The 13,923-nt window shown below is 69.4% G+C and carries 16 protein-coding genes; 7 read left to right on the top strand and 9 right to left on the bottom strand.

Features of this window, described 5'->3' with window-relative positions; translation table 11 throughout:
- Positions 1–104: 104 nt before the first annotated feature.
- From ACFXP9_RS02855 to ACFXP9_RS02870, 4 genes are read right to left on the bottom strand one after another with little or no spacing between them, the layout of a single operon-like run.
- Complete coding sequence (locus tag ACFXP9_RS02855; RefSeq protein WP_397209961.1) at positions 105–2,261, bottom strand: molybdopterin-binding protein; 2,157 nt, start codon at positions 2,259–2,261, stop codon at positions 105–107.
- Positions 2,251–2,763: a molybdopterin-guanine dinucleotide biosynthesis protein B gene (gene mobB, locus ACFXP9_RS02860; protein ID WP_397205445.1), complete on the bottom strand. Its 513-nt coding sequence runs from the start codon at positions 2,761–2,763 to the stop codon at positions 2,251–2,253. Before mobB ends, ACFXP9_RS02855 begins: the two co-directional genes overlap by 11 nt.
- The gene (gene mobA, locus ACFXP9_RS02865) at positions 2,760–3,377 is read right to left on the bottom strand and encodes a molybdenum cofactor guanylyltransferase MobA (protein ID WP_397205443.1); all 618 of its coding nucleotides are present in this window, start codon (positions 3,375–3,377) and stop codon (positions 2,760–2,762) included. The genes mobB and mobA overlap by 4 nt, the downstream gene beginning before the upstream one ends.
- Positions 3,370–4,251: a formate dehydrogenase accessory sulfurtransferase FdhD gene (locus ACFXP9_RS02870; RefSeq protein WP_397205441.1), complete on the bottom strand. Its 882-nt coding sequence runs from the start codon at positions 4,249–4,251 to the stop codon at positions 3,370–3,372. The genes mobA and ACFXP9_RS02870 overlap by 8 nt, the downstream gene beginning before the upstream one ends.
- Positions 4,252–4,371: 120 nt before the next feature.
- Here ACFXP9_RS02870 and ACFXP9_RS02875 point away from each other — a divergent pair, with 120 nt between their 5' ends.
- Genes ACFXP9_RS02875 through ACFXP9_RS02885 form a run of 3 tightly spaced genes read left to right on the top strand, consistent with a single transcriptional unit; the run spans position 4,372 to position 6,688 of the window.
- Positions 4,372–5,076 (top strand): ABC transporter permease, encoded by a 705-nt coding sequence (locus ACFXP9_RS02875; RefSeq protein WP_397209963.1) that lies wholly within the window; start codon positions 4,372–4,374, stop codon positions 5,074–5,076.
- Positions 5,076–5,795, top strand: a complete 720-nt coding sequence (locus ACFXP9_RS02880) for an ATP-binding cassette domain-containing protein (protein WP_397205437.1) — start codon at positions 5,076–5,078, stop codon at positions 5,793–5,795. The genes ACFXP9_RS02875 and ACFXP9_RS02880 overlap by 1 nt, the downstream gene beginning before the upstream one ends.
- A complete protein-coding gene (locus ACFXP9_RS02885; protein WP_397205787.1) occupies positions 5,795–6,688 on the top strand; it encodes an ABC transporter substrate-binding protein in 894 nt (297 codons plus the stop codon). The genes ACFXP9_RS02880 and ACFXP9_RS02885 overlap by 1 nt, the downstream gene beginning before the upstream one ends.
- An 83-nt stretch (positions 6,689–6,771) precedes the next feature.
- Here the strand turns inward: ACFXP9_RS02885 and ACFXP9_RS02890 are convergent, their stop codons facing one another.
- The 5 genes from ACFXP9_RS02890 to ACFXP9_RS02910 are packed head-to-tail and all read right to left on the bottom strand — an operon-like array spanning position 6,772 to position 11,189.
- The gene (locus tag ACFXP9_RS02890; RefSeq protein WP_397209965.1) at positions 6,772–7,251 is read right to left on the bottom strand and encodes a DUF6505 family protein; all 480 of its coding nucleotides are present in this window, start codon (positions 7,249–7,251) and stop codon (positions 6,772–6,774) included.
- 1 nt (position 7,252) lies between these two features.
- Positions 7,253–7,918, bottom strand: a complete 666-nt coding sequence (locus ACFXP9_RS02895) for a biotin/lipoate--protein ligase family protein (RefSeq protein ID WP_397205433.1) — start codon at positions 7,916–7,918, stop codon at positions 7,253–7,255.
- Positions 7,915–8,988 carry an Mrp/NBP35 family ATP-binding protein gene (locus ACFXP9_RS02900; RefSeq protein WP_397205432.1) on the bottom strand — a complete coding sequence of 358 codons (1,074 nt, stop codon included), beginning with the start codon at positions 8,986–8,988 and terminating at the stop codon, positions 7,915–7,917. Before ACFXP9_RS02900 ends, ACFXP9_RS02895 begins: the two co-directional genes overlap by 4 nt.
- Positions 8,985–9,185 carry a DUF6494 family protein gene (locus ACFXP9_RS02905; RefSeq protein WP_397205431.1) on the bottom strand — a complete coding sequence of 67 codons (201 nt, stop codon included), beginning with the start codon at positions 9,183–9,185 and terminating at the stop codon, positions 8,985–8,987. Before ACFXP9_RS02905 ends, ACFXP9_RS02900 begins: the two co-directional genes overlap by 4 nt.
- Before the next feature lie 39 nt (positions 9,186–9,224).
- Positions 9,225–11,189, bottom strand: coding sequence for a 4Fe-4S binding protein (locus ACFXP9_RS02910; RefSeq protein ID WP_397205429.1), 1,965 nt, complete (start codon positions 11,187–11,189; stop codon positions 9,225–9,227).
- A 220-nt stretch (positions 11,190–11,409) separates the two neighbouring features.
- Between ACFXP9_RS02910 and ACFXP9_RS02915 the strand changes: the two genes are divergently transcribed.
- From ACFXP9_RS02915 to ACFXP9_RS02930, 4 genes are all read left to right on the top strand, one after another.
- Positions 11,410–11,985 (top strand): DUF3305 domain-containing protein, encoded by a 576-nt coding sequence (locus ACFXP9_RS02915; RefSeq protein ID WP_397205428.1) that lies wholly within the window; start codon positions 11,410–11,412, stop codon positions 11,983–11,985.
- Positions 11,978–12,835: a DUF3306 domain-containing protein gene (locus ACFXP9_RS02920; RefSeq protein WP_397205426.1), complete on the top strand. Its 858-nt coding sequence runs from the start codon at positions 11,978–11,980 to the stop codon at positions 12,833–12,835. The genes ACFXP9_RS02915 and ACFXP9_RS02920 overlap by 8 nt, the downstream gene beginning before the upstream one ends.
- Positions 12,835–13,461 carry a TorD/DmsD family molecular chaperone gene (locus ACFXP9_RS02925; RefSeq protein ID WP_397205424.1) on the top strand — a complete coding sequence of 209 codons (627 nt, stop codon included), beginning with the start codon at positions 12,835–12,837 and terminating at the stop codon, positions 13,459–13,461. Before ACFXP9_RS02920 ends, ACFXP9_RS02925 begins: the two co-directional genes overlap by 1 nt.
- A gap of 74 nt (positions 13,462–13,535) precedes the next feature.
- Positions 13,536–13,790: a twin-arginine translocation pathway signal protein gene (locus ACFXP9_RS02930; protein ID WP_397205422.1), complete on the top strand. Its 255-nt coding sequence runs from the start codon at positions 13,536–13,538 to the stop codon at positions 13,788–13,790.
- The last annotated feature ends 133 nt before the right edge of the window (positions 13,791–13,923 follow it).

Below are 13,923 nucleotides of genomic sequence, written 5' to 3' on the forward strand. Positions count from 1 at the left end.
TGGCGCCTGAGCGCCCGGCTTTGGCCTGAAACAGAAAACCCCGCGTCACTGGCGCGGGGTTTTTGCTTTGCTGTGCGCTGTGCTGCGCGGGGTGGGGCGGCTGGTCAGATGCCGAAACCGCTGAACGGCATGTATCGCACCGGGTCGCCGGGCCGGATGTCGCAGGCGGCGTCGGGCAGTTCGACCAGACCTTCGGCCCATGAAATGCCGCTGATCCGCCCCGACCCTTCCGAGGCAAAGACCTGCACCCGCCTGTCATCGCCCATCCGCGCCCGCAGCCATTCGCGCCGCCCCGGTTTCTTGCGCTTTGCAAACCCGGCAGGCAGGACAAAGACCTGAGGCCGCAAAAACCCCCCGCCGCCCATCCGCGACAGTGCGGGCCGGGCAAAGATCAGCGCGCAGACAAAGGCCGCGACGGGGTTGCCCGGCAGGCCGATCACCGGCGTTCCGCCCCAGTTCGACAGCGCAAGCGGCCGCCCCGGCTTCATCGCGATGCGCCAGCTTGTCAGCGTGCCGTGTTGCGTCAGCAGCGCCGAGATGTGGTCCTCGTCCCCCGCCGAGGCCCCGCCCGAGGTCAGGATCACGTCACAGCTTTCCGCCCCGCGATCCAGCCCGGCGGCAATGGCCTGCCGGTCGTCGCGAATATGGCCCAGATCGACCGGCACACAGCCCCAGCGCGCCGCCAGCGCCAGCAACATCGGGCGGTTGGCGTCCCAGATCTGGTGCGGATATGCCGCCTGCGCGGGGTCGGGCAGCAATTCATCCCCGGTCGAGATAACCCCGACCCGCAAGCGCCGGAACACCGTCAGCGCGTCCACGCCCACCGCCGTGGCCAGCGCCAGATCGGCGGGGGTCAGGCGACGACCGGCGCGCAGCACGGGCAGGCCGGCCTCGACATCCTCGCCGGCGGGGCGGGTGTTGGCGCCGGGTTTGGGCAGCGGCGACAGGGTGACGCTGTTGCCGTCAAGGGTGGCGTCTTCCTGCATGGCGACGGTGTCGACGCCCTCGGGCAGGATGGCGCCGGTCAGGATGCGCAGCGCGTGACCGGCGGGCAGGACGCCGTCAAAGGGCTGACCCGCCGCCGCGCGCCCCGCCGCCAGCGGCAGGGTGGCATGGGCCGCGCCTGATGGCAGGTCGGCGGCGCGATAGCCATATCCGTCCACCGCCGCATTCGGTTGGGGCGGGTTGGCCCGCCGCGCCAAGGCATCCGCCGCCAGAATGCGCCCGTCGGCGCGGGCAGGGGGCAGGGCCTCGGTCGTGGTGACGGGGTGCAGCATGGCGTTCAGCCGCGACAGGGCCTCGTCCACGGGGATACAGTCGACACCGGCGGGCATGGCGCTGTTTTGCGCGGCCTGTGGCGGGGTGTCCTGCGGTGTGGCCGGGGGCGGCGGGGTCAGGATGTCGCGCAGCGTGGCCTCGTGGCCGACGCCAAGGGTCCAGCCCTCCTCGGCCAGCAGCTGGTCCGATGCCGAGGGCGCGAAAAGCGGCGCCAGCGCATCGCCCTGCGACAGCGCGAACAGCGCCTGCGCCATGCTGCGGGTCTGGGCCTCGTCCCGGCACAGGCCGTCGCGTTCGACCCGCGCCCGCGCATCCCCGTTGACCAGCGTGTGATAGGTTTCGGCAATCACCACCGGGGCATTGCCGGTATCGTCAAAGGGCCAGACCGCCACCTGTCCGGCATAATCGCGGCGCAAGCGGGCCAGCACCGGAATGCCGGTCAGCGCCTGCGCGCCCACCGCGCCCGCCCCGGTCAGTTGCCGCAGCGGCTTGGGGTTCAGCCCCGCCGCTTGTGCGGCCCGTTCGGTGGCGCGCAATTCCGCCAGCCCCTGTGGCAGGGGCGGGCGTTTGCGTGGCAGACCGTCGATATCCTGCCCGGTGCCATTGCCCCAGAACGGGCCGTCGCCCGCAAAGGCAGCATTGGCCTGCGCCGCGATATGCAGGTGGTTGGACCCGGTGTCATCATCGCGGATGCGGTCCGACAGCCAGTCCCACAGCGCCAGCGCATCGGCCTGACCGGTCAGCGCCGCCGCCATGCCGCGCGGCGCGGCAAAGTTGAAATCGGCCACGATCAACAGCCGCTGACCGGCGTCCAGCGCCGCGTCGATCAGCGCCCGCAGGCGGGTTTCGGCCCCGGCGCGGCTGACCGGGTTTTCGGCCTGCGTGCCCTGACGGTCAGTCACCGCCAGCCAGATCGCATTGGCCCCCTTGCCCGGTCGCGCGGCGGCGGACCAGTCCAGCGCGATAATGCGGTCAAAACGCATCGGCGGCCTCGCGCAGGACGAAATCGGCAATGGCGCTGACCTCGTCAATGCCAAAGACCGGGCGGTCGGCGGCCAGATCCTGCGGCATCGGGTGGTCGGTGGCATAGGCGCGCACCCAGTCGCTGTCTTGCCCCATCGGCGGGCGGGTGGCGGTGTCGATGCGGCGGCATTCGATCTTGGGCAGCGGGTCGGCCTTCCAGCCCTCGACCAGCACGATGTCGACCGGGTCCAGACGCGCCACCAGATCGCGCAGCTCGGGTTCGGGGGCGCCGCGCAATTCGGTCATCAAGGCCCATCTGTCGGGCGTGGCCAGCACCACCTGCCGCGCGCCGGCCTCGCGGTGGCGGTGGCTGTCGGTGCCGGGCTTGTCGGTTTCGGCCTGACAATGCGCGCGCTTCAGGGTCGACACCGCCAGCCCGCGCCGCGTCAGTTCCGTGACCAGCTTTTCGGTCAGCGTGGTCTTGCCGCTGTTTTTCCAGCCGGTAATGCCAAAGATCTTCATGTCAGACCTGCCATTTCGTTTGCCCGGTCCAGATCATCGGGCGTGTTGACGTTGAAAAACGGGTCATAAGGGTCGGATGGCCAGCCCGCCAGCCCGGCCTGATGTGCCTCGGTCCAGATCACCACCTTGCGCAGCCCGCTGTTCAGCGCCGCGCGCAGGTCGTCGCGCAGCGCCACCGGCCACAGGCCAAAGGTCGGCTGGCGGCGCATCACCCCATCCGCATCGTCCGACCCCGCCAGCGCCAGCCCCTTTGGCCCCGCCGCGGCGTGCAGGCGCCGGGCCAGATCGGGCGGAAAGAAGGGCGTATCGGCCGCCGCCGTGACAATCGCGTCAAAGCCTTGCGCGGCGGCCCAGTCCATCCCCGCCAGCACCCCGGCCAGCGGGCCGGGATGGTCGGGCAGGCTGTCGGGCAGCACCGGCAGGCCAAGGTCGTCAAACCGCGCCGCATCGCCATTGGCGTTCAGCGCCAGCGCCTGCACCTGCGGCGCCAGCCGGGCGATCACCCGCGCCAGCATCGGCTGGCCGCCAATGACCAGCCGGCCCTTGTCGCCGCCGCCCATGCGCCGCGCCAGACCGCCCGCCAGAATGACCCCCGCACATGCCGTGTCAGTCATCGCCACGCGCGCCCTTGCGCTGATGGCGCGGGTCTTCGCGCAGGCCGGGTTGCAGCCGGGCATCGCGGATCAGCCGGTCCTCGCCGGACAGGCAGACAAAGCGCTGGCCGCGCAGCCGCCCGATCAGCGTCAGCCCCAGCTGGCGGGCAAGGTCCACCCCCCATGCCGTGAATCCCGACCGCGAGGCCAGCACCGGAATGCCCATCCGCGCGCATTTCAGCACCATTTCACTGGTCAGCCGCCCGGTCGTATACAGCATCTTGTCCGCGCCCCCGGTGCCGGTGGCAAACATCCAGCCGGCGATTTTGTCGACGGCGTTATGGCGGCCCACATCCTCGGTATAGATCAGCACCTGATCGCCCCGGCACAGCACCGTGCCGTGAATGGCACCAGCCTCGAGATACAGCGAGGGCAACTGGTTGATGCGCGCCGCCAGGGCATACAAATCGCTGCTGCGCAGGGTCGATGGCGGCAGGGTGACGCCTTCCAGCCCCTCCATCATATTGCCAAAGACGGTGCCGACCGCACAGCCCGAGGTGCGCGTGGCGCGCGCCAGCCGGGCCTCGTGATCGGTGGGGGTGGCGGTGCGCACAATGACCGAATCCGTTTCCGCGTCGACATCGACCCCGGTGACCCGGTCGGTATCCGACAGCATCCCCTGATTGCGCAGAAACCCCAGCGCCAGCCAGTCGGGATGATCGCCAATGGTCATGGCAGTCACGATTTCGCGGCTGTTCAGCCAGATGGTCAGGGGCCGTTCCTCGACCACCGACAGGGTGACGGGGGCGCCGGTCTGGTCGTGACCCTGAACGCGCCGCGACAGGCGGGCATCGGACGGGTCGGGCAGGATGGGCAGGGGCAGATCTTGGGTCATGCCCGCCAGTTTGGCCCGCCGGCCCGACCGGCGCAACCGCCCGCAGCACCGGCTTTCGCGGTTTCCCAAAATGTCGCAGGCTGTTATGCGCAGGGGGTGACGGCCAAGGGGGGGGGGGATGTGAACGAAATCGGGCAGGGGCTGGCCGAGGCCGCGCGGCTGATCGCCACGCTGGACGCCGATCTGGTCCAGATCACCGGGCTGTCGCTGCGGGTGACGCTGGGGGCGACGCTGGTTGCCTCGGCCATCGGGCTGCCGCTGGGGGCGTGGCTGGCGCTGCGGCGGTTTCGCGGGCGGCGGCTGGCGATTGCGCTGCTGAATGCGCTGATGGGACTGCCGCCGGTGGTGGTGGGGCTGGTGGTTTATGTGCTGCTGTCGCGGGCCGGGCCGCTGGGGGTGCTGGGGCTGTTATTCACCCCCGCCGCGATGGTGATTGCACAGGTAATTATCATCACGCCGCTGATCGCCTCGGTCGCGCATCAGGCGATCCGGGAATTATGGTCAGATTACCACGATCTGCTGATTTCGCTGAACACGACGCGCTGGCAGCGGATGCAGGCTTTGCTGTGGGACGGGCGGCGGTCGCTGATCACCGCCTCGCTGGCCGGGTTTGGCCGTGCGATTGGCGAGGTCGGCGCGATCATGATCGTCGGCGGCAATATCGAACATCACACCCGCGTGTTGACCACGGCGATTGCGCTGGAAACCGGCAAAGGCGATTTCGGGCTGGCGCTGGCGCTGGGGTTTGTGCTGATCGGGCTGGCGATCACGGTTAATCTGGCGGTGCATCTGATCGGGCGCACCGAACGCGAGGGGCGCTGGTAATGTCGCAACCCATCCTGCCCGCGCGCCTGCGCGGCGCTGTCGTGATCCGTCAGGGCCGCAGCATTCTGGGGCCGCTGGACCTGACGCTGGAACCGGGCGGGGCCATTACCGTGGTGATCGGTCCCAATGGCAGCGGCAAGACCACGCTGTTGCGCGTGCTGCACGGGCTGGAGCGGATGCAGCAGGGCAGCCTGCGCTGGTCGGCCCCGCAGGACATCGCGCGCGCCGCGCAGGGCTTTGTCTTTCAGACGCCCACGATGATGCGGCGCAGCGTGATCGACAGCATCGCCTATCCGCTGCGGCTGCTGGGGGTGGGGCGTCGCGCCGCCCGCGCGCAGGCCGCGCAGCAGGCCGTTGCCGCCGGGATCGGCCATGTGCTGGACAGCCCCGCCCCGGCCCTGTCAGGCGGCGAGAAACAGAAGCTGGCGCTGGCACGGGTGCTGATCCGCCGCCCGCAGGTGTTGTTTCTGGACGAACCCTGCGCCAATCTGGACGGCAGCGCCACCGCCGCGATTGAGGCGCTGTTGCAGACCTGCCGCCGCGAGGGCACCCGCATCGTGATGTCGACCCATGACATGGGTCAGGCGCGGCGGCTTGCTGACGATATGCTTTTTCTGCATAACGGACGTATCGCGGAACAGGCCCCGGCAGACCGGTTTTTCGCCGCGCCCGCCAGCGCCGCCGCCCGCGCCCATTTGCGAGGAGACCTGTTACCATGATGAAACTGACCCGCCTGACCCGCGCCGCGCTGTGTTCGGTTGCGCTGATATCCTTTGGCGCCGCAGCCCAGGCCGAGGAGATGAAAATGGCCGTCACCACCAGCTTTGCCAATTCCGGCCTGGCCGAAGTGCTGTTGCCCGAGGTGAAGAAGGATCTGGATATCGACGTGCAATTGCTGATCGTCGGCACCGGGCAGGCGCTGACGCTGGGGGCGAATGGCGATGTCGATGCGGTGCTGGTTCACGCCAGATCCGCCGAACAGAAATGGCTGGCCGAGGGCAACGGCCCCCATCGCACCCCGTTCATGTATAATGATTTCATCCTGATCGGGGATGAAAGCGACCCGGCAGGTATCGCGCAGGCCGAAAGCGCCGTCGATGCGTTCCGCCGGATTGCCGGGGCCAGGGCCGATTTCGTCAGCCGGGGCGATGACAGCGGCACCAACAAGAAGGAACTGGCGATCTGGAAAGATGCCGGTATCACCCCGGGTGGCGATTGGTACAAGGCGGTCGGTCAGGGCATGGGCGCGGCGCTGAACACGGCCGCGGGCATGGGCGCCTATATCATGTCCGACCGGGCGACATGGCTGAAATTCGCCAATAAAGCCTCTCTGAAACTGGAATATGAGGGCGACCCGGTGCTGTTCAACCAATATGCCTATCTGCCGGTTTCGGGCGATAAGGGCGGCCATATCAAGACCGATGCGGCGGCGCGGCTGGAGGCGTGGCTGATCTCGGACCGGGCGAAGGCGCTGATCGAGGGGTACCAGATCGACGGCCAGCAATTGTTCGTCTTCAACTATGACCCTGCAAAGGTCGAAACCGCCGAACAGGTCAAAGCCACCAACACCAATGCCGCCCCGCAGGGCAAGGCGGTGAAAACCGCGCCGTAAGGGCAGGCCGGACCGGGGCGCTGCCCCGGACCCCGGGGTATTGGGACAACGAAGAAGGGCGTCGCCATCTGGCGGCGCCTTTTTCAGTCGTCGGGGCTGGCGTGAATGGCGAACTGGTCCAGTTGGGCGGCCTGTGCCCGGATGGCGTGATAGGTTTCGCGCACCCCGGCGGGGGTCAGTTCGCGGGCGACGGCCAGCACCGTATTGGGGTCGTGATCGGCGCACAGATCGGCCATATGGGCCAGCTCGGCCTGCGCGGTTGGCAGGGCGACCGCGCGGTCGGGGGCGCCATAGAAGGCGACGAAATGATCGGCCAGCGCGGTTTCAAGTGCTGCATATTCGTCAGGCTGGATGCGGGTGACCGCGATAAAGGTGGCACGGCCCCAGCTTTCCAGCCCCAGCCAGCCATTGGCAAAGGCCTGTCGCGGCTTGCCGGTCAGGTCGGCCTGTGTCCAGTTGGAAAATTCCCAGCCCCCCGAAATCGCCCATTCCCCGGTGCGGGCGGGGCTGGCAAAGACGTGGCGGTCGCTGTCGTCGACATGAATGACGCGGGCAAGCAGCATATCAGACCCTGTTGATCAATGTGGTCAGCGCCAGCGGCGCCTTGCCGGGGCGGATCAGCGCCATGTCCTGATCAAGCCCCAGCGCCTGCCCGCTGGAAATGTCGTGGATCAGCCCGTGCCAGTTGCGGGCCAGTTCGACACCCCCGCGCGGATCGTCAAGGTTATGAAGGTGAAACAGGCCGTGGCGCGCCCATGCCGAGAGCAGGTCAACGGGTGACAGGCTGGCGCAGCCTTCCTGATCCAGCGCGGTGTCCTGCGGGCGGTGGCCGGGTTCGGGACCTTCGGGCAGGGCGAAGGTCAGGTCCAGCAGGACGATCAGCCATGCGCCGTCATCGGGGGCGTGCAGGCCGATGCGCCCGCAGCGCCCGCCATTGGCGCGGATGGCCCCCGACCAGTCGAAGGTGATGCCGACCTCGGACGGGATCAGCACCCCCATCGCGTCGCGCAGCGCCACCGCGCAGGCGGGCAGGGCGCGGGCCGGGGCGGGGTCGCCGTCATCGGGGGCCAGCACCAGTGCCGCCCGCAGCGCCCGTCCGTCGCCATCGTCGATGCGCCAACAGATCAGCCCGGCATCGACCCCCTGACGGGCGGCGCGGATGGCCGCCGCCAGCGGGTCGCCGGGGGTCTGCCGGCCGGTCATCAGCGCGGGCAGATCGGGCTGGGTCATGCCACGCCGGCCTCGATCAGGCCGCGCGCGATATGGCGGAATGCCTGTGCCTGCGGGCTGTCGGGCTGGCTGACCACCACCGGCGCGCCGCCGTCACCGGCCAGCCGGATGTCCAGATGCAGCGGGATTTCCCCCATCAGCGGGGCACCCAGCTTGCGGGCCTCGGCCTTGACGCCGCCATGACCGAAGATGTGTTCCTCGTGGCCGCACTGGCTGCAGATATGGGTGGACATGTTTTCGATCAGGCCAAGGATCGGGACGTTCAGCTTCTGGAACATGTCGATGGCCTTGCGCGCATCCAGCAGCGCCACGTCCTGCGGGGTCGAGACGATGATCGCCCCGTCGACAGGGGTCTTCTGGGCCAGCGTCATCTGCACATCGCCGGTGCCGGGCGGCAGATCGACGATCAGACAGTCCAGCGCCCCCCATTGCACCTGAAACATCATCTGTTGCAGCGCGCCCATCAGCATCGGGCCGCGCCAGATCACCGCCTCGTCCTCACGCGTGAGCAGCCCAAGCGACATCATCGTGACGCCGTGGTTGCGCAGCGGCAGGATGGTCTTGCCATCGGGCGAGGCCGGGCGCCCCGACACCCCCAGCATCCGCGGCTGGCTGGGTCCGTACACATCGGCATCCAGCAGGCCGACGCGCCGCCCCTCGGCGGCCAGTGCGGTGGCAAGATTGGCCGAGACGGTCGATTTGCCGACCCCCCCCTTTCCCGAGGCCACCGCGATGATATGCGCCACGCCGGGAATGGGCTGCGGGCCTTGCGGTTTGGGATGGCCGCCGATCTTCAGGTCGGGCGGCGCCTTTTTCGGGCTTTCCGCCGTCATCACGATCTGGACATCGCGCAGGCCGGGCAGGGCCGACAGCGCCGCCTGCGCGCGGTCGCGCAAGGCTTTCATCGCCTCGGCCTGCGCGGGGTCGATATCCATCACAAAGCGGACCCGCCCGTCATCGACCGCCAGCGCCCGCACCAGCCCGGCATCGACCATATCGGCCCCCGAAGGCGTCGCCAAGCCGCGCAGCGCGGCCAGAACCTGATCGCGGGTAATGCTGCTGCTGCTCATTTTGCCGGCCCTTCGATGCTGCCGCTGACCTCGTGCGTCAGGCCGATTTCGGGGATACAGACCGTGGCGCGGGCGGTCAGCGTCTTGCCATTGGCCCCGGTGCCGGCCTTGCGCACGGCCTCCTCTATTGCCTGTTGCGAGGTCACGCCGACCTGTTTCAGAAACTTGCGCAGCGACATGTTGAAATCATCATCCATTTTCGGGCTTTCCTTTCCTGCCGCTTGTTTTTGAATATTTTATTGATCGCGGCGATAATCGTCGGTGGTGCGCGTGCGGGTCTTTCCGGGCTGTGCCATCGGCCCGGCCATCGCCGCCTGCGCGCGCACCCGGCAGTCGCCGCACATCTGGATCATCCGCGCCTGCGGACCCGAGGCAAAGGCCGGGTGCTGACCAGCCAGTTGGGTCACGATGCGCCGGACCGTCGATTTCACCCCGAACGGGGTGCCGCATTCGATACATGGGAAGGGCTCTTCCTCGTTCAGCACCTGCTGGCGCAGCGCATCATCGGACGGGTCAAGGCGCGGCACCAGCGTAATGGCATCTTCGGGGCAGATATGGGCGCAAAGGCCGCATTGCAAACAGGCATCCTCCTGAAAGCGCAATTCCGGGCGCTCGGGGTTGTCGCACAGCGCGCCTGACGGGCACAGCCCGGCGCAGGACAGGCACAGCGTGCAGGCGTCGCGGTTCAGCCGCACCGCGCCATAGGGCGCGCCCGCAGGCAGCGGCACCGGGCGGTCATCGGGCAGCAGCGCCCGCGCCGCCAGCCGCGCCACCTGACGCGATGCGCCCATGGCCAGCACCGGGCGCGCGGTCACCGGCTGGCGCGGCAGGTCGTAAAGCCGGTCGGACAGGGCGTCGGGGTCGCCGGTGTCGATGACCGTCACCCGCTGGCCCGCGCCCATCGCCTGTGCCAGCGTGACCTGAAAGCCGATCTGGTCGCTTTCCGACCGCGGCGCCGGCAGGATCGCCACCCCGGCAAAGCCCGCCGCCAGCGCCGCCAGCATCACTGCGTGGCTGACCCCGGACAGCGCCGGCACCTGCAACGGCAGCGTGTCAGCGGGCAGGCCGCGCCCGTGACGGGCCGCCAGCGCGATCATTTGTGCGCCGTGGTCGTCATGGATCAGCAGCACCGGGTCGCGCCCCCCCGCTGCCGTAAAGCTTTGCGCCAGCAGGCGGATCTGCGCCAGCAGGTGGTCCTGCGGCGGCGCGTCAAAGCGAATGGCCGAGGGCGGGCACAGCGCCGCGCAAACCCCGCAGCCTGCACAGATCAGCGGGTCGATGGCCACGTGATCGCAAGCGGGGGTGATGGCGCCGGTCGGGCATGCGTCAAGGCAGCGGCTGCACCCGGTCTGACCGGCGCGGGAATGGGCGCACAGCGCCGGGTCCAGCGTCACATGCAGCGGCTTTTCAAAGGTGCCGATATGCTGCGCGGCCTGAAACAGCACCTGCGCGACCTGCGCCGGATCGCCCGGATCGGCGCGCAGATAGCCGTCGCGTTTATGCGGTGCGGCAAACAGCGGTGCGGCGCCCGACAGATCCACGATCACGTCGCACTGGCTGGCCGCGCCATCGCGCGGGTCGGTAAACCCCGGCGTTCCGCGCCCGCCGCGCTGCGCGATCTGCAAGCGGTCAAAGCGCAGGCCGAACTGGCCAAGGCTGCCGGTGGCGGCGGTGATGCGGCCCCGGATCACCTCGATCCCCGGCTGACCGGGCAGCGGGTCGGGCGGCGGCGTGTCATCGGTCAGCAACAGCGTCACCGCCAGCGTCCCGGCCAGCTGTGCGGCGGCATCCAGCGCCATCTGGCCCGCGCCGATCAGCAGGCACGCCCCGCCCGAAGTCACGTCACGGGTCTTGACCGGCGGCGCCGGCATTTGCCCCAGCGCCAGCAGCGCGGCCATTTTCGGCCCCGCCTGCGCGCCCTGGTCGGACCATCCGGCGCGGTCGCGGATGTCAATGCACAGCGGTTCGGGCAGGTCCAGATCCTGTGCCAGCGCGGCAAAGCGGTCGGCCTCTTGCCCGCAGGCAATGATGGTATCGCCCGCGGCCAGCGCCTGCTGAACGCGCGGCAGGCCGGTCATGCACAGCGCATCGTGACAGCCCCCGCAGGACAGCCCGGTTGCGGCGGCCAGTGCGGCCGGGTCGGGGGACAGGGTGTTTTCACAACGGCACAGCAAAAGCTGGGTCGGGATGTTGGCTGGCATCTTGCTGGCATCCTTTCACGCGCCGGAACGCTGGTCCGGGTCGCCTTCAGACCACAGATAGGGACGCAATGTCCATAATGCCATGCTTTGGGGTCATGTCGGGGGGCACGGTCGGGGGGATGGCGGGGGCTGGTCAGCGCGGCGGTTTTGCGGCATCCTTGGCCCCCGCCGCATCGCGGACCCGGCCCTTCGCCCCAACCACCACCTGACCCGAGTTGCCATGACCATTGCCACCGCCTCGATGCCGATCGGAATTGTCGTGCGCCGCACGCCGGGGGTGACGCGGTGGGCGAAATGGGCCTGGACGGTCAGCGGCATCCTGCCCGGTGCCGGTCCCGCCGACTGGCAGCTGCTGCGCCGCGATGGCGAGGCGGTCGAATACCACGCCTGCACCCTGCCGCTGGTGCTGTATTCCAGCGATACCGAGGCCTATCTGGTCACCCTGTCCGGCGCCACGCCCGGCCTGATTGTCGTCCTGCGCGAGGCCGGGGGCGCGGCTGATCGCCCGTGGCAGCCGCATCTGGTGACGGCCTCGGCCTATGACGGGCAGGATTACATGGATTCCGGGGCCTCGCTGGTGGCCTATGTGCCGATGCCGGCGGCGCTGGCGGGCTGGGTGCAGGCGTTTTGCGACCGCCATCACGTCGACGAAGTTTTCGTCAAGCGCAAGCGCGACCGCAAGCGTGTCGATCTGGTCGAGGACGGGCGCGGCGATCCGCGCATCGCGCAGGCGGGCGATGTATACCGCGCCCCGCGCCCGGCACGGCGCCGCGATCCGGGGGGGCATGATGTCTGATCCCGCAGGGTTCTGGTCCCGCCGCCGCGCCGCCGTCGCCGCCGAGGAACGCGCCCGCCGCGCCGCCGACGAGGCGCAGCAGCAGGCGCAGCAACAGGCCGCGCTTGAGGCCGAACTGGACACCCTGCCCGAGGCGCAGCTTCTGTCCCGCCTTGGCCTGAAACCCCCCGAGGATCTGACCGCCGGGGATGATTTTTCCGCCTATCTGGCCCGCGCCGTCCCGCAATATCTGCGTGACCGGGCGCTGGCGATGTTGTGGCGCAGCAACCCGGTGCTGGCCAATCTGGACGGGCTGGTCGAATACGGGCTGGATTACACCGACAAGGCGGTGGTCAGGCCGGGCATGCAGACCGCCTATCAGGTCGGCAAGGGCATGACCGCGCATGTTCAGGCGCTGGCCGAAAAGGCCGAGCGTCTGGCGCAGGCCGCCGCCGAAGGGCAGGGGGCCGCCCCCGGTACTGCGGGCGCGGTGGGCAATGCGGCTGGTGGTGATGCGGTTGCGGTGGGCGCGGCGGGGAAAGATGCGGTTTCTGGCGATGCGGTTTCCGGCGATGCTGCCTTTGGCGATGCTGCATCCGGCAATGCGGTTTCCGGTGATCGGGCGCCGTCGTCATCTGTGATGCTGTCGCGCGGTGGTGACGGGGCGGGACCGGCCGCCGCGACCGACTGGACCACCGCGACTGCCGCACCCGGCCAACCCTTGCCCGACACGACACCCGACACCACAGCCGCCAAGGGGGTCGCGCCTGTTGCCGCCGACAGGCCCGACCCGGCCAGCCCCGCGACCGGCGCCCATGCCGACCCCGTTCCGCGCCATATGCGCTTTACCTTCCCGTCCAAGGAAAGCTGATGTCCGATTGCCCCGCTATGTCTGATACCGCCTCCAACGCTGCCCCGCCGCCCGCCCCCGAGGATTCGCTGCGGGCCGATATGTATGGCTTTCTGGCCGCACTTCTGCGCCAGCCGCCCGATGCGGCCCTGCTGGCGCGTTGTGCCGGGCTGCGCGGCGACGATTCCGGCATCGGGCAGGCGGTCACGGCGCTGGCCGCGCAGGCCGCCGCCACCGACCCGGCAAGGCTGCGCGCCGAATATGACGCGCTGTTCATCGGTCTGGGCCGGGGCGAGCTGTTGCCCTATGGCAGCGTCTATCTGACCGGGTTCCTGAACGAAAAGCCGCTGGCGCTGTTGCGTCAGGACATGGCGCGGCTGGGTCTGGCGCGGCAGGACGGCGTCCCCGAACCCGAGGATCACATCGCCAGCCTGATGGAAAGCATGGCCGCGCTGATCACCGGGCGCGTGGGCGCGGGCGCCGATCTGGCCGGGCAGGCGGGGTTTTTCGCCCGCCACATCGCCCCCTGGGCGCCGCATTTCATGGCCGATCTGGCAGCGGCCAGCGCGGCGCGCTTCTATGCCCCGGTCGGGAAACTGGGCGCGGCCTTCATGGCGGTCGAGGCGCAGGGCTTTCGGCTGGGGTGACGCGCCGGCAGGAAAAACTTGAAAAACCGGCATTCGGGGCGCTAAGGTGGCGGTTAACGCATAACAGGGAACGCATGATGACAACCTCTGGCACGTCCCGCGCCGGGACACATCCTGACATATCCCGCAGCGGGACCGTGGGCGCGGATACCGCCCCGCAAAATGCCGGTCGCCGCGCGCTTTTGAAGCTGGCTGCCGCGGGCGCGCCGCTGGTCGCGATGGCGGGGGCGGCACAGGCCGCGCCGGTGGAAGCCGACGCGCCGGTGCAGGATGGCGTCCTGCGCGACACCGAACAAACCCGCGCCTATTACGCCGCCGCGCGGTTCTGACCGCGCAGGCGGGCCGCGCCCGCCCCTGATGCGGCCCCGCACTGACCCCCGGCCCCTGTTGGGCGGGGTGTCCCCCGGTCGCCGGACCCAGCCCCCGGTGCCCCGCCAATGACCCAGCCCGCCGGCCCGTCCG

Source organism: Paracoccus jiaweipingae, assembly GCF_044335505.1.
GTDB lineage: Bacteria > Pseudomonadota > Alphaproteobacteria > Rhodobacterales > Rhodobacteraceae > Paracoccus.

Coding starts and splice junctions, on each gene's coding strand:
- mobA (WP_397205443.1), bottom strand. CDS start 3,377: ATGACTGACACGGCATGTGCGGGGGTCATTCTGGCGGGCGGTCTGGCG.
- ACFXP9_RS02855 (WP_397209961.1), bottom strand. CDS start 2,261: ATGCGTTTTGACCGCATTATCGCGCTGGACTGGTCCGCCGCCGCGCGA.
- ACFXP9_RS02885 (WP_397205787.1), top strand. CDS start 5,795: ATGAAACTGACCCGCCTGACCCGCGCCGCGCTGTGTTCGGTTGCGCTG.
- ACFXP9_RS02900 (WP_397205432.1), bottom strand. CDS start 8,988: ATGAGCAGCAGCAGCATTACCCGCGATCAGGTTCTGGCCGCGCTGCGC.
- ACFXP9_RS02870 (WP_397205441.1), bottom strand. CDS start 4,251: ATGACCCAAGATCTGCCCCTGCCCATCCTGCCCGACCCGTCCGATGCC.
- ACFXP9_RS02890 (WP_397209965.1), bottom strand. CDS start 7,251: ATGCTGCTTGCCCGCGTCATTCATGTCGACGACAGCGACCGCCACGTC.
- ACFXP9_RS02925 (WP_397205424.1), top strand. CDS start 12,835: ATGTCCGATTGCCCCGCTATGTCTGATACCGCCTCCAACGCTGCCCCG.
- mobB (WP_397205445.1), bottom strand. CDS start 2,763: ATGAAGATCTTTGGCATTACCGGCTGGAAAAACAGCGGCAAGACCACG.
- ACFXP9_RS02905 (WP_397205431.1), bottom strand. CDS start 9,185: ATGGATGATGATTTCAACATGTCGCTGCGCAAGTTTCTGAAACAGGTC.
- ACFXP9_RS02930 (WP_397205422.1), top strand. CDS start 13,536: ATGATGACAACCTCTGGCACGTCCCGCGCCGGGACACATCCTGACATA.
- ACFXP9_RS02915 (WP_397205428.1), top strand. CDS start 11,410: ATGACCATTGCCACCGCCTCGATGCCGATCGGAATTGTCGTGCGCCGC.
- ACFXP9_RS02920 (WP_397205426.1), top strand. CDS start 11,978: ATGTCTGATCCCGCAGGGTTCTGGTCCCGCCGCCGCGCCGCCGTCGCC.
- ACFXP9_RS02895 (WP_397205433.1), bottom strand. CDS start 7,918: ATGACCCAGCCCGATCTGCCCGCGCTGATGACCGGCCGGCAGACCCCC.
- ACFXP9_RS02910 (WP_397205429.1), bottom strand. CDS start 11,189: ATGCCAGCCAACATCCCGACCCAGCTTTTGCTGTGCCGTTGTGAAAAC.
- ACFXP9_RS02880 (WP_397205437.1), top strand. CDS start 5,076: ATGTCGCAACCCATCCTGCCCGCGCGCCTGCGCGGCGCTGTCGTGATC.